The organism is Streptomyces sp. NPDC057099 (assembly GCF_042671245.1).
GTDB lineage: Bacteria > Actinomycetota > Actinomycetes > Streptomycetales > Streptomycetaceae > Streptomyces > Streptomyces purpurascens.
Genome location: NZ_JBHUTX010000019.1, coordinates 36,332 through 49,147, shown reverse-complemented (window position 1 = coordinate 49,147; position 12,816 = coordinate 36,332). Strand labels below are relative to the sequence as shown.

Below are 12,816 nucleotides of genomic sequence, written 5' to 3'. Positions count from 1 at the left end.
CCGGCTCACCGGTACGGCGGCCTCGCGGGGCCGCCGTACCGATGAGGAACCGTCACCACATCCGGTACGGATCGACGCGGGACCGACCGAGGTCTTGGACAGGCCGCCCACGCCGCTGCTGTCCTCGGCGCATGGACTCCTTCTCGGACAACACCAGACATTCCGAAAACACCGGATCTGCCGGACCTGCCGGACCTACCGGACGTGCTGGATACGCCGGATACTCCGGGTTCAACCGGAACCGCGGGCCGCGCCGGAACGCCGTGCGGGCCGTCACCGCGGGAGCGGTGGTGCTGGCCGTCGCCGCGGGCGGGGCGTACGCGGCCGGTCTCGGGCCCTTCGCGCGGGACACCGGTCCCGACCCCGCCGCCGTGAAACAGGCCCGCGCGTTCCTCGCCGACTGGTCGGCCGGCCGGCTGCCGAGCGCGGCCGGCCGTACGACCAGCCCCGAGGCGGCGCAACGCGTGCTGGACAGTTTCACCGCCGGACTCGAGATCACGAAGCCCGCGCTCAAGGCCGGGGCCGCGACCGAGGCGAAGAACGGCACGGTCACCGTCCCCTTCACCGCCCGGATGCCCGTCACCGGCCTGGGCACCTGGACCTACGAGTCGAAGCTGCCGCTGCGTCGGCAGAGCGGCGGCAGCTGGAAGGTGGACTGGGCGCTGTCCGTCGTCCACCCGCGCCTGAGCGGCACCGACAAATTCCGCCTCGAACGGGAGGAGACCAAGCCCCCCGAGGTCATCGACCGGCAGGGCACGGCCCTGTCCGGCGACGAACTCCCCTCCCTCGCACCCCTGATGACCCGGCTCGGCGGACATGGCACGGACTCCGGTGCGCGCGGGGCGATCCACCTGGTCGACCGGGCCACCGGGGACGTCGAGCGCACGGAGGCCAGGTTCGGCGCGCGGACGGTCCGGGACAAGGGCCCCCTCCGCACGACCCTGCACGCCGGCTGGCAGTCCGCCGCCGAGCAGGCCCTCGCCACCCAGGCCGAGGGCAAGAACGCCGCGCTCGTCGCCCTGCGCATCGACGACGGCGAGATCCTGGCCGTGGCGAACTCCCCGGCCTCCGGCTTCAACCGCGCCCTCTCCGGCACCTATGCGCCCGGCTCCACCTGGAAGATCGTCACCAGCAGTGCCCTGCTGCTCAAGGACGCCGTCAAGCCGGACGACGTGGTGGACTGCCCCAAGTACCTCATGGTGGGGAAGCGGTTCCAGAACGTGGAGCTCTCCGAACACCCGGGCGCCACCTTCCGCAAGGACTTCACCGAGTCGTGCAACACCGCCTTCATCAGCCTGCGCGACCGGCTCTACGACGGGGAACTCGGGGATGTGGCCCGTAAGTACTTCGGCGTGGGCCAGGAATGGCACGTCGGGGCTCCCACGTACGACGGCTCGGTGCCGGCGCCGAAGGACGAGACCGAGAAGGCCGCCTCGATGATCGGGCAGGGCCGGGTGCAGGCCAACCCGCTGCTCATGGCGTCCGTGACCGCGACGGCCGTGTCCGGCACCTTCCACCAGCCCTCGCTCACCGACGGCAACGAGGACAGGACCACCACGACCCGGCTCCCCCGGGACGTCGTCACCCAGCTGCGCGCGATGCTGCGGGCGACCGTCACCGACGGCACCGCGAACGTCCTCTCCGATCTGCCCGGCGAGATCGGCGCCAAGACCGGCACCGCCGAGGTCTCCGACGCGCAGGACAACAACGGCTGGCTCGTCGCCCACCGCGGCAACGTGGCCGTGGCGTGCGTCGTCGAGGAGGGCGTCACCGGCGGCGGCTCCGCCGGGCCCATCGTCCACAGCCTGCTGGCCGCCGCTTCCGACGACCCCGAGTGACAGGAGCACCCCGCATGTCCGTCGACGGGCCCCCTTCGTCGTCCCGCCGCGCCCTCCTGGCCGCCGCGGCCCTCCTCCCCCTCGCCGGCTGCGGCACGGACGACGACCGGGACACCGACACCGACACCGGCCGGGCAGGCAGCACCCCCACGACCAGCCCGCCCACCCCCGCGCCTCCCGTCCGTCGCGCCCGTCTGGCGGACCTGGAGCGCGAGTACGGCGCCCGCGTCGGCGTCCACGCCCTCGCCACCGGCACCGGCGCCACCGTGATCCACCGCGCCGACGAGCGCTTCGCCTTCTGCTCGACCTTCAAGGCACTGGCCGCGGCGGCGGTCCTGCACCACAGCTCCCTCCGGGGCCTGGACCGGCGCGTCACCTACACACGGGCCGACCTCGAGTCCACGTCGCCGATCACCGGGAAGCACGTGGCGACCGGCATGACCCTCCGCCAACTCTGCGACGCCGCCGTCCGGTACAGCGACGGCACGGCCGGGAACCTGCTGATGCGCGACCTCGGCGGCCCGGCGAAGCTCACCGCCTATCTGCGCGAACTCGGCGACAGGGCCAGCCGCATGGACCACTACGAGCCCGAACTGCACGACGTACGACCCGACGACCCCAGCGACACCACCACCCCCCGGGCGATCGCCACCGACTTCCGCGCCCTGCTCCTGGGCACCGCCCTGCCCGCCGGCGAACGCGCCCTGCTCACCCACTGGCTCTCGCGCAACGCCACCGCCGTCGGCGCCCGGCGCATCCGAGCCGGGCTCCCCGAGGGCTGGGAGGTGGCCGACAAGACCGGTACGGGCAACTACGGCAGGGCCAACGACATCGCCGTGGTCCGCCCGCCCCGCACCGAGCCGCTCGTCCTGGCCGTCATGACCGACCGGCCCGGCTACGAGGCCGAGCCCTCGGACGCCCTGATCGCCGAGGCGACCCGGAGGACCGTCGCCGCCCTGATGCGGTGACGGGGGCTATAACGGGGCCATGATCTATCACGCCGTACCGCTCACCGTCTGGAACACCGCCCCCGGCCCGACGTACGCGCCCGACTCCCTCGCCGAGGAGGGCTTCGTGCACTGCTCCCCGGACGAGGCGACGACGCTGGCCGTCGTCAACGCCTTCTACCGGGAGGCGACCAGGCCTCTGCTGGTGCTCGCCCTCGACGAGGCGCGCCTCACCGCGCGGGTCGCGTTCGAGGCGGCGGCCCCCGCTCCGCCGCCCGGGGTGGCCGAAGGCGTCCTGTTCCCGCACGTGTTCGGCCCGCTCGACCGGGACGCCGTCGACCACGTCCTCGAGGTGCGGTGGGACGAGGAGGGCCGGGCGGCGGGGCTGAGCCGGCGGGACTGAGGGCGACCGGATGACCGGTTGAACGAGTACGACAGGATGACCGGGTGAACGAAAAGCAATCCCCCGTCGCCACTCAGGCCCTGCGCCCGGTCCGGGGTGCCGCCCGCCTCGCCGTCGTCGCTCTCGCCCTCGCCGGAGTCGCCTGGGCGGCCCGGGCGGTCTGGCACATCCGGCTCGCCCTGGCCGGTCAGCCGGCGTCCGGCCCGCCCGACCAGGGCGACGGCGTACACCGTCCCCTGAACGCGCTGGAGAACTCCTACCACTTGGTCGACTCCACGGGCGGCGCCGTCACGGCGGTCTGCGCGCTCGTGTTCCTGCTCTGGCTGGACCGCGTGCGGGACAACGCCCGGGCCCTCTCGGGCCAGGACGCCCGGTACCCGTACCTGTGGCTCTTCCTAAGCTGGATCGTGCCGATCGTGAACCTGTGGATACCCCGGGGCATGGTCGCGGACGTCCACCGGTCGGTCTTCCCCGACCGGCGGCTGCCCGCCGTCGTGAACTGGTGGTGGGGCCTGTGGCTGGCCGGTCTGGCCGGTGGAGTCGGCCTGATCTACGCCGACTCCACCGACGACGTCATCGCCCGCGCCTACACCGGCGTCTGGCCCCTGCTCGCCGCCGACCTGGCGATCATGGCCGCGGCCGGCACCGCCGCCCTCATGGTCCGCACGCTCTCCGCTGCGCAACAGCAGCGCATCGACGAGGTCGCGCGGACCGGCTCCTAGCCCCCGGTGGCCGGATCGGCCGCGGCGCAACTGCCGCCGTCGCGCGGGACCTTCAGGGACACGAGGTAGCCGTCCATCGCGTCGCGGGTGCAGTCGCTCCGGTCGTAGACGCGGTGTCCCGCTCCCTCGTACGTCAGCAGGACGGCCGTACCGCGGGTCTGCCGGCGCACCTCGGCCGCCCAGGAGAGGGGGTTGGCCGGGTCGTGCCGGGAGTGCATCATCAGCAGCTTCGGGGCCTCGGAGACGCGCAGCCGGTGCTGCGGGTTGTTCACCCGCTCCGGCCAGCCGACGCACCCGGCCAGCGCGGCGTGCACGCGGGGCGAGCCGCGCATGTGCGGTGCCGCCTGCCGCTCGGCCGCCGTCAGGCGTGCGAACTCCCGGTGGTCACGCGGCCGGAACCGCCAGTCCTGGCGGAACACCGAGAACGGCTCCGCCTTCAACGCCTCACCGGTGTCCGGCGGCCCAGCGGTGTCCAGCGGCTCACCGGTCTCCGGCCGCTGCGCGTCGAGTCGCGCCACGTACGTCGCCGCCTCGGCCCGATCCGGTCCGTAGAACATCTTGAAGACGCTCTGGGCGATGTCGTTCGCGCCGAGGGTCCGGCCCGGCCGCTCCGGATCCCGGATCTCTCCCCGGTCGGCCCGCTTCAGCAGTGCGTCCCAGACGGCCGGGACGTCGCGCCCGTGCAGGGCACACGAGCGCGTACGGTCGCACCACTTCACGAACTGGTGCCATGAGTCCTCGGCGGACCTCGCAGAGGAGACGAGGAACTCCCGTGTGCCGGTGATGCTGTGGTCGATGTTCGCGGTGAGGGACATGGCTCGGATCCGGTCGCCGTACAGCTCCGCGTACTGCTCGCCGATCAGCGTGCCGTAGGAGTGGCCGAAGAAGTTGATCCTCCGCTCGCCCAGTGCCTCGCGCAGGGCCTCCATGTCCTCGCGCAGCTCGCGGTTGTAGGCCGCCAGCCGTTCGAACTCCTCCTGGTCGCGCGGATACGCGGAGGGCCGCGCGTCCAGCAGAGCCTTCGAGCACATCACCGGACGGCTGCCGCCCACGCCCCGCGGGTCGAAGCCGACGATGTCGAACCTGGACCGCAGTTCGGCACTGAGCTGGGCCTCGGCCCGCGTCAGGGTGTAGTTCACGCCGGAGTCGCCCGGTCCTCCCGGATTGACCAGGAGGACGCCGACCCTGCGGTCCGGGTCGGTCGCCTTGCGGCGGGCCACGGCCAGGTCGAGCGTCTCGCCCTCCGGCCGGGACCGGTCCACCGGCAGCCGCAGGGTGCCGCATTCGGCCGAGGTGTGATCGGGGCACGGCTTCCAGTCGATCGGCGTCCCCGACGACGGGGACGAATCGGCCCGAGCCCCCGCCACATCTCCCCCGCCGCACCTCCCCCCATCAACAGCGCCCCGGCGACGAGCGCCCCGGCCAACCCTCTTGACCATGAACGCACCGAGTTGCTCCTGTCGTCCGACAGGTGCCTCGGGGTTGCCCCCGACAGCCCCCTACTGACCCACCAGTCCGTTCGACGGCAGGTCCCGCGCCGGGGTCGGTGTGGCCGACGGGGTGCGGGACCCGGACGTCGGGCGGGAGGTGCGGGGGTCGTCCGTGCGCCGGCCGGTCGTGTCGGGGGTCGGGGCGTCGGACGCGGAGGTCGGCACGGAAGACGGCGCGGAAGTCCGCGCGTAGGGCGGTGCGTCGGTCGGGGCGGGCGACGGCGCCGAGGACGACGCGGAGGGGGAAGGGGCGGGCGACGACGGCGGGGTGGGCAGTGGCGTGGTCGCGTCGGGCGGGGCCATCGGGATCGTCGGGGTGGCAGGGCGGTCCGGGGCGCCGAAGCGCAGGGGGAGCGCGATGAGGGCGGCCACGGCACAGCACACGCCGGCGGCTCCGGCCGCGGAGCGCAGGAGGCGTCGGCGGCTCGCCCTGCGGCGGACGGCGTCGTACTGGCCGGGTGGTGCGCCCAGGTAGTCGGGAGAGGAGGGGCGCAGGATCACGGCGAGCGGGTCGTCGGCGCCGAACCCGGCCTCGCCCGGCTCACCCGGGTCGTCGTCAAGGCGTGTGGTCAAGGCTTCTCCTCAGGTGGACGCGGAGCAGTTCCCGGGCCGCGTGCAGGTCGGCCTTGACGGTTCCTTCCTTGCGTCCGGTCAGTGCGGACACCTCCCGGATCGGCATGTCAGCGTAGTAGTGGAGGAGGATCGGCACGCGCAGTCGCTCCGGGAGCGACTGGACGAGCAGGCGCACCGAGGGGTCGGCCTGCTCGGGGTGGGGCCGTACGGCGGCTTCCGAGGTGACGCGGTGCATGGCCCGGCGCTCGCGCTCCAGTTTGCGCCAGTGGTCCCGGACGAGGTTGGCCGCGGTGACGTAGAGGAAGCCGCGGGGCTCCTCCACGGACGTCCAGCGGGCCCAGAGCCGGGTGAACGCCTCCGAGGCGATCTCGTGGGCCGTCCCGTCGTCGTCGACGAGCCGGCGGCACCAGCCGGCGAGGCGCGGGTAGAGGGCGGCGAACAGTTCGGACGCGGCCTTCTCGCGGGACCGTTTCAACGCTCTCCAGGGGTCGGGGACTCGGCGCCGCTCAGCGCGGCGAAGACGATCACGTTGTCCGCGTATCCGTCGCCGGTACGCGCTCCGCCGCACGTGATCAGCCGTAGCTCCGGGCGGTCCACGTTCCCGTAGACGTCGTCCGCCGGGAAGTCGGTTTTCGGGGTGGTCCGTACGGCCGTGACGGCGAACTCCGCCGCCGTGCCGTTCTCCAGGCGCGCCACGATCCGGTCGCCCCGGCGCAGCCGGTCGAGACGGCGGAAGACGCCGTCGCCGTACGTCCCGACCGTGACATGACCGAGGATCACCGACGGCCCGGTCCGGCCGGGGGTGGGCGAGTGCCGGTACCAGCCGGCCCGGTCGTCCGCCGTGACCGGCGGCACCTCCACCGTGCCGTCCGGGGCCAGGCCCAGCCGGATGACCGGTGTGTCGACGCCGATGGCCGGAACGAGCAGCCGGACCGGAGCGGAACGGGCCAGGGGACGCGCCCCCTTGGCCGGTACCGTCCGGGGCTTCGGCTGCCGTGCGGTGGTGGTCCCGGGGCTGCCGCACGCCGTCAGCAGGGCCGCCGGCAGCGACGCCAGTGCCGCGGTCGTGAACGCGCGCCTGGAGAACGCGGTCATGCCCCGGTCGCCCGGCGGCGGCGTACGACGAAGACCGTCCCGCCGCCCAGCGCGAACGCCGCGGCGGCGCCCGCGCCGATCGCCGTGCCGTCGCTTCCGGAGGACGAGGACGCCGGCGTCACACCGGTGTCGGGCGCGCCGCTCGGCCGGACGGAGACCTGGCCGTCGGCCGGTGCCCGGGTCGGCTCGGGCTTCGGGGCCGGGGTGCTGTCCGTCGCATCCGGTGCCCGGGTCGGTTCGGCACTGGCCTGCGGCGGGGTGCTGCTCGCCGGGGTGGACGTCGGGACCGGGCTCGGGGTCTTGCCCCCGTCGGCGAACGCGGGCCCGGTGCCCAGCAGTACGGCGGTGCCCGCGAGGGCCAGGGCGCTCAGGACGGTTCGGCGCATGGAATCGCTCTCCTTCGTCGGTCCCGCCCGATGGTCGGTCGGCGGGGTGGGTGACGGGTCGTGCGGAGAGACGAGGCGGCGGGGCGGCGGGTTGTAAAGAGATGGCAAAGTCCGATGGGGTGCGGGGCCCGCTGGGCAACACCCCCACCACCGGGTGCCATGACACGGCACCGTGAAGGGATGGCCCGTTGAGCTCCTCACCCGACTTCCCCACCGTCCCCCGCACCGCCGACGTCGTGATCATCGGCGGTGGTGTGATGGGCACGAGCATCGCCTTCCACCTGGCCGAGGCCGGGGTGCGGAACATCGTCGTCGTGGAACGCGGCGAGCTGGGCTGCGGCAGCTCCGGCAAACCGATCGGCGGCGTACGGGCGCACTTCTCCGACCCGCTCAACATCGAACTGGGCGACCGGAGTCTGCGCGCCTTCCGGGACTTCCCGGAGCGCCCCGGGGCCGACATCCGCCTCGACACCGTCGGCTATCTCTTCCTGCTCACCACCGAGCGGCAGGCCGCCGACTTCGAGGCCGCCGTCCGGCTGCAGAACTCCCTCGGCGTCCCCAGCCGTATGACCGACCCGGCCGAAGCCCGCCGCCTCTGCCCCTACGTCAGCACCGACGGGCTGGTGGCCGCCGCCCACTCGCCCGCCGACGGCCACGCCCGGCCCGCCCTGGTCGTCCAGGGCTACGCGCGTGCGGCCGCCCGGGCGGGGGTCGTCCTCGCGACCCACACCACCGTCACCGGCCTCGACACCCGCGGCGACCGGGTCACCGCCGTGCACACCGACCGCGGGCGGATCGACTGCGCCACGGTCGTCTGCGCCGCCGGCGCCTGGTCGGCACGGATCGGCGACCTGGCCGGCGTCCCCCTCCCCGTACGGCCGGTCCGCCGCCAGCTGACCTTCACCGCCCCGCTCACGCCACCCGCCCCGCGCATCCCCTTCACCATCGACTTCTCCTCCTCGGCGTACTTCCACAACAGCGACGACGGGCTTCTGTTCGGCCTGGCCGACCCCGCCGAGCCGGACGGTTTCGACACCACCTGGACCCCCGAGTGGCTGGAGCTCTTCCGCGAGGTCGTACGCCACCGCGCCCCCGACCTCGCGGCCATGGAGACGGCGGGCGGCTGGGCCGGGCTCTACGAGGTCACCCCCGACCACAACGCCCTCATCGGCCGCTCGGGAGAGGTCGTCAACTTCCTCTACGCCACCGGCTTCTCGGGCCACGGCTTCCTCCAGGCCCCGGCGGTCGGGGAGATCGTGCGCGACCTGTACCTGGACCGGGCACCCTGCGTCGACGTCGGCCCGCTCAGCGCCGACCGCTTCCGGGCGGGGGCGGGGATCCGGCCCGAGTCGCATGTCGTCTGAGCCTCCGGATATTCGGCTGCGCGAGGAGGGGAGGGCGGCTAGCATCGCCGCGATGACGACCTCCCTTGACAGATTGGGGGTCCCGTCCGCGCCAGGTGAGTGCTGATGCTCACCCACACCGCGAACGGGGACACCCCGACTTCCTTCTGGCCGCGCGTGCGCGAGTTCGCCGTGCCGCCCTCCATGATCGAGACCGCGACCGTCCGGCGGCAGGCCGGCGACTGGGCGGGTGCGTGCGCCGCCGCCGGTGTCGACGTAGACCTCCAGCCACGCGCCGTGGCCCGGGCGTACGGCAGGGAACTCGCCGCCCGGCTCCGCGCCGACCTGCGTCACCTGGCTCCCGACCTGCTGCGCTGGCACCTGCCGAGGATCGCCCCCGACGGGCTGCTGCGGCCGGGGCTGACCATCGGCCTGGCCCGGTACGACACCACGGGCCCCGCACCGCTGCAGCTCGTGGTGCGGACTCCACCGGCCTGGGCCGACGCCGGTCAGCGGCTCAGCCTCGCCCTGTGGGACGCCTCCGATACGACCGTCCGGCGTCATCCGCATCCGCGCCCCAGCCGACGGTTCCGTCTCGACCTGCACCGGCACCTGTGGGATGCCCGCCGGGTGGGGGAGCTGCGGATGCGGGCGGGGGCGGATCTTCCCGCCGCGGACGGTCGTTCGGCGGCCGGGCCGCCGCCGTACGGCCATCGCTGCGCCGTCGACCGGTGGGCGGCCGAGGCGGAGATCCTGCTGCGTGCCGAGGGCCGGTCGACCGGCCGGGTCGGTGTCCGGCTCGGGGCCCGCAACCGGCTGGTCCTGGACGTGTCCGACGGCACCCCGGTGGTGACGTCGGACGCCCCCGACCCCGCACTGCCCGTCCTGCCCGACGCGGCGACCTGGGTGCTGCCCGACCTGGAGCTGCTCCGGACCGGGGCGATCGATCCCGGGCGGCTGCATCCGCTGGTCGCCCCGGCGCTGGGGGTGGAGCGGACGGACACCTCGCGGGCACCGGAACGGGCGGGTGACCCACGGCTGGTGGACTGCCGGGGAGCCCGCCACACCATCGGCCTGGTCGACGGCGCCCTGGCCGCGCTGGACCACGACCCGGACGAGATCCGGCGCGAGGAACTGCTGGCCGCCCTGGGCGGACCACCCCTGCCCTGTCTCCAGGCCGTCGACCGGGCACACCGCCGCCCCGACTGCCTCACCGGCGTACGGGAACGCCTCCGGCACGGCGACGTCACCGGGGCGCTGGCAGCCGTGGAGAGCCTGCTGGGCCCCGAGGCGGTGCTGCGCGACGGCCCGCTGCGGGACGCGCTGGAGACGGCCGCGCGGCGGCGGATCGCCCACGGACTGTTCCGGGCGGGCCTGGAGGGGCCCTCGCCCGGCAGCCTGCGCCCCTGGGACCTTCGCCGCTCCCGGGGCCAGGGCCCGCACCCCCGCCACATGTGACCCAGAGCCCCTCAGCCCCGCACTTTTCACTCCTCCCAGACCCACAGGTGATCACACATGCCCACACGCAGCACGCCCCTGGCCGACACCACCGCCCGCCTCGACATCGCCGCCGACCTGCTGACCCTCCTGCGCGACCACACCACCGAACCCCGCCCCGACAGCCAACTGGAAGCCCTCACCCTGGCCGTGGCCGCGGATCTTCCCGTGCTGCTGTGGGGAGAGCCGGGCATCGGCAAGACGGCCGCCCTGAACCAGCTCGCCGATGCCCTGGACCTGCCGCTGACCACGGTGATCGCGAGCGTGCACGAGCCGTCCGACTTCTCGGGGCTGCCGATCGTCGGCGACGACCCCGCCGAACAGGGCGTGCCCCTGGCCCCGCCGGACTGGGCGGTGCGCCTGGTGCGGGCCGGCCGGGGACTGCTGTTCCTCGACGAACTCTCCACCGCGCCGCCCGCCGTCCAGGCCGCCCTGCTCCGGCTCGTGCTGGAGCGGCGGATCGGCGCGCTGCGGCTGCCGCCCGGCGTGCGGATCGTGGCCGCCGCCAACCCGCGTTCCTCGGCCGCCGACGGCTGGGAACTGAGCCCGCCGCTCGCCAACCGCTTCGTCCACCTCCAGTGGGCGCACGACACCGACGTCGTCGTCCGGGGCCTCGGCGGGACCTGGCCCCGGGCGACCCTGCCCCGGCTCGACCCCGCGAAGCTGCCGGACGCCGTGGCCTTCGCCCGCCGTGCCGTGTGCGAGCTGCTCACCGCACGGCCCGGGCTCGTGCACCGGCTGCCCAGCGGAGAGACCCGGCGGGGCGGGGCCTGGCCGTCGCCCCGCAGCTGGGAGATGACGCTGCATCTCATCGCCTTCGCCACCGCGGCCGGCTCCTCCCGTGACGTGCTCTCCCTGCTGGTCCGGGGCACCGTGGGGGACGGGCCGGGTCTCGAACTGCTGGCGAGCCTGGACCGGATGGACCTCCCGGACCCCGAGACCCTGCTCGCCGACCCGGCCGGAGCGGTCCTGCCCGAGCGGGGCGATCTGCGCCAGGCCGCGCTGGACGCCGTCGTCGCCGCGGTCCGCAGCCGCCCGGAGCGGCCCCGCTGGGACGCGGCGTGGGCCCTGCTGGTCAAGGCGGTGGAGAGCGGGCCCCCGGACGTCGTGGTCGTCCCCGCGACCACGCTCGCCGCCCTGCGCCGGGAGGACTGGGACGTACCGGCGGCGATCGAGCGCCTCGCCGGGGTCGTGTCCCTGTCCGGCAGGGCGGACCGCGCGGCGGCCCGGACGGCGGCCGCGGAGAGGGCCGTGGCGAAGGCGGGCCGATGACGACCACGGAGACCGGAACCGGAACCCTCGACCGGGACAAGCTCTTCGCCGCCCGCCTGCACGCCGCCCGGGTCCGCCCCTACCTCGCCACGGCCCTGTTCGCCCTGCATGTCGTGGAGTCGCGCCGGGTGCCGACGATGGGCGTCGACCGGCACTGGCGTTGTTACGTCTCGCCGGTGTTCGTGGACCGTACGCCCGTCGAGGAACTGGCCGGGGTGTGGGTGCACGAGGTGTCGCACCTGCTGCGCGACCACCACGGCCGCAGCGACCGGGTCGCCCGCGAACGAGGGCTGAGCGGACCGGGGGAGCGGCTGCGGATGAACATCGCCGCGGACTTCGAGATCAACGACGACGTCTACGGCGACGGCCTCGCCCGCCCCGAAGGAGTCGTCGAGCCGGGCGATCTGGGGCTGGCGGAGGGCGAGTTGATGGAGGAGTACCTACGCCAGTTCAGCATCGGCCCGCGCATGCAGGACCTGGCCTGGCTGGACTGCGGCAGCGGCGCCGACGGCCGGGGCCGGGAGTGGGAGTCCGGCCCCGACGGCGCGCACGGCCTGAGCGAGCAGGAACGGGACGCCGTCCGCTTCCGGGTGGCGCAGGGCATCACCGGCCGCCCGGGCAGCGCCCCGCAGGGCTGGCGACGCTGGGCCGAGGAGGCCTTCCACCCGCCCCAGCCCTGGCGGGAGTTGCTGGGCGCGGCGATCCGCTCGGCCACGTCCGGCCCCGGCGCGGGCGAGGACTACACCTACGGCCGGCCCGCCCGGCGCTCGACCGCGATCCCCGGCATCGTCCTGCCGAGCCTGCGCCGCCGCCCGCCCCGGGTCTCCGTCATCATCGACACCTCCGGCTCCGTCAGCGACGCCGAACTCGGCAGCGCGCTCCTGGAGGTCGCCGAGATCGCCCGGGCCGTCGGCGGACGCCGCGACCTCGTGACCGTGGTGCCCTGTGACGCCTCGGCCGGGTTCGCCCGCCGCCTGTGCCGCGCCGAGGGCATCCCGCTGACGGGCGGCGGCGGCACGGACCTCCGCGCCGGCTTCACCCGCGCCCTGCGCTCCCGCCCGGCCCCGGACGTCATCGTGGCCCTCACCGACGGCCAGACGCCCTGGCCGAGCACCCGGCCTCCGTGCCGCACGGTCGTGGGCCTCTTCCCACGCGGCTACGACGACCACGCCTACGACGAGTCCGACCCCGAGTACGTCCCGGACTCGCCGCCGGACTGGGCCCGGGTCGTGGACATCGGGTCGTGACGG

13 protein-coding genes are annotated in these 12,816 nt (G+C 74.5%); 8 read left to right on the top strand and 5 right to left on the bottom strand.

The annotated features are described in order from the left end of the window. The first annotated feature begins 263 nt into the window (after positions 1-263). Genes ACFT4A_RS23430 through ACFT4A_RS23415 form a run of 4 tightly spaced genes read left to right on the top strand, consistent with a single transcriptional unit; the run spans position 264 to position 3,910 of the window. Positions 264-1,838, top strand: a complete 1,575-nt coding sequence (locus ACFT4A_RS23430; protein WP_382833043.1) for a penicillin-binding transpeptidase domain-containing protein — start codon at positions 264-266, stop codon at positions 1,836-1,838. A gap of 14 nt (positions 1,839-1,852) precedes the next feature. Continuing rightward, on the top strand, positions 1,853-2,806 hold the full coding sequence (gene bla / locus ACFT4A_RS23425; protein ID WP_382833041.1) for a class A beta-lactamase: 954 nt from the start codon (positions 1,853-1,855) through the stop codon (positions 2,804-2,806). Positions 2,807-2,825: 19 nt separating this feature from the next. Next, positions 2,826-3,188: a DUF952 domain-containing protein gene (locus tag ACFT4A_RS23420; RefSeq protein WP_382833039.1), complete on the top strand. Its 363-nt coding sequence runs from the start codon at positions 2,826-2,828 to the stop codon at positions 3,186-3,188. A 44-nt stretch (positions 3,189-3,232) separates the two neighbouring features. Continuing rightward, a complete protein-coding gene (locus ACFT4A_RS23415; RefSeq protein ID WP_382833037.1) occupies positions 3,233-3,910 on the top strand; it encodes a DUF4328 domain-containing protein in 678 nt (225 codons plus the stop codon). On the opposite strand, the gene ACFT4A_RS23410 is transcribed toward ACFT4A_RS23415, so the two are convergent. From ACFT4A_RS23410 to ACFT4A_RS23390, 5 genes are all read right to left on the bottom strand, one after another. Then, positions 3,907-5,277: an alpha/beta hydrolase gene (locus tag ACFT4A_RS23410; protein WP_382833035.1), complete on the bottom strand. Its 1,371-nt coding sequence runs from the start codon at positions 5,275-5,277 to the stop codon at positions 3,907-3,909. The genes ACFT4A_RS23415 and ACFT4A_RS23410 overlap by 4 nt on opposite strands. A gap of 132 nt (positions 5,278-5,409) precedes the next feature. Continuing rightward, positions 5,410-5,973, bottom strand: coding sequence for a hypothetical protein (locus ACFT4A_RS23405; RefSeq protein WP_382833033.1), 564 nt, complete (start codon positions 5,971-5,973; stop codon positions 5,410-5,412). Further along, positions 5,957-6,448 (bottom strand): RNA polymerase sigma factor, encoded by a 492-nt coding sequence (locus tag ACFT4A_RS23400; RefSeq protein WP_031113208.1) that lies wholly within the window; start codon positions 6,446-6,448, stop codon positions 5,957-5,959. Before ACFT4A_RS23400 ends, ACFT4A_RS23405 begins: the two co-directional genes overlap by 17 nt. Further along, positions 6,445-7,068, bottom strand: coding sequence for a class F sortase (locus tag ACFT4A_RS23395; RefSeq protein WP_382833031.1), 624 nt, complete (start codon positions 7,066-7,068; stop codon positions 6,445-6,447). Before ACFT4A_RS23395 ends, ACFT4A_RS23400 begins: the two co-directional genes overlap by 4 nt. Next, the gene (locus tag ACFT4A_RS23390; protein ID WP_382833029.1) at positions 7,065-7,454 is read right to left on the bottom strand and encodes a sortase-dependent protein; all 390 of its coding nucleotides are present in this window, start codon (positions 7,452-7,454) and stop codon (positions 7,065-7,067) included. Before ACFT4A_RS23390 ends, ACFT4A_RS23395 begins: the two co-directional genes overlap by 4 nt. A gap of 188 nt (positions 7,455-7,642) precedes the next feature. On the opposite strand from ACFT4A_RS23390, the gene ACFT4A_RS23385 reads away from it, so the two are divergent. The 4 genes from ACFT4A_RS23385 to ACFT4A_RS23370 all read left to right on the top strand — a co-directional run bounded on the left by ACFT4A_RS23385 (position 7,643) and on the right by ACFT4A_RS23370 (position 12,813). Beyond that, the gene (locus ACFT4A_RS23385) at positions 7,643-8,818 is read left to right on the top strand and encodes an NAD(P)/FAD-dependent oxidoreductase (RefSeq protein ID WP_382833027.1); all 1,176 of its coding nucleotides are present in this window, start codon (positions 7,643-7,645) and stop codon (positions 8,816-8,818) included. A 105-nt stretch (positions 8,819-8,923) separates the two neighbouring features. Then, the gene (locus tag ACFT4A_RS23380) at positions 8,924-10,255 is read left to right on the top strand and encodes a hypothetical protein (protein WP_382833025.1); all 1,332 of its coding nucleotides are present in this window, start codon (positions 8,924-8,926) and stop codon (positions 10,253-10,255) included. A gap of 57 nt (positions 10,256-10,312) precedes the next feature. Continuing rightward, complete coding sequence (locus tag ACFT4A_RS23375; RefSeq protein WP_382833023.1) at positions 10,313-11,566, top strand: AAA family ATPase; 1,254 nt, start codon at positions 10,313-10,315, stop codon at positions 11,564-11,566. Continuing rightward, a complete protein-coding gene (locus ACFT4A_RS23370; RefSeq protein WP_382833021.1) occupies positions 11,563-12,813 on the top strand; it encodes a VWA-like domain-containing protein in 1,251 nt (416 codons plus the stop codon). The genes ACFT4A_RS23375 and ACFT4A_RS23370 overlap by 4 nt, the downstream gene beginning before the upstream one ends. Positions 12,814-12,816: the final 3 nt, after the last annotated feature.

What these genes read in the sequence shown, in the direction of transcription:
- ACFT4A_RS23375 (WP_382833023.1), top strand. Translation starts at nt 10,313, where the DNA reads ATGCCCACACGCAGCACGCCCCTGGCCGACACCACCGCCCGCCTCGAC.
- ACFT4A_RS23395 (WP_382833031.1), bottom strand. Translation starts at nt 7,068, where the DNA reads ATGACCGCGTTCTCCAGGCGCGCGTTCACGACCGCGGCACTGGCGTCG.
- ACFT4A_RS23420 (WP_382833039.1), top strand. Translation starts at nt 2,826, where the DNA reads ATGATCTATCACGCCGTACCGCTCACCGTCTGGAACACCGCCCCCGGC.
- ACFT4A_RS23370 (WP_382833021.1), top strand. Translation starts at nt 11,563, where the DNA reads ATGACGACCACGGAGACCGGAACCGGAACCCTCGACCGGGACAAGCTC.
- bla (WP_382833041.1), top strand. Translation starts at nt 1,853, where the DNA reads ATGTCCGTCGACGGGCCCCCTTCGTCGTCCCGCCGCGCCCTCCTGGCC.
- ACFT4A_RS23380 (WP_382833025.1), top strand. Translation starts at nt 8,924, where the DNA reads ATGCTCACCCACACCGCGAACGGGGACACCCCGACTTCCTTCTGGCCG.
- ACFT4A_RS23390 (WP_382833029.1), bottom strand. Translation starts at nt 7,454, where the DNA reads ATGCGCCGAACCGTCCTGAGCGCCCTGGCCCTCGCGGGCACCGCCGTA.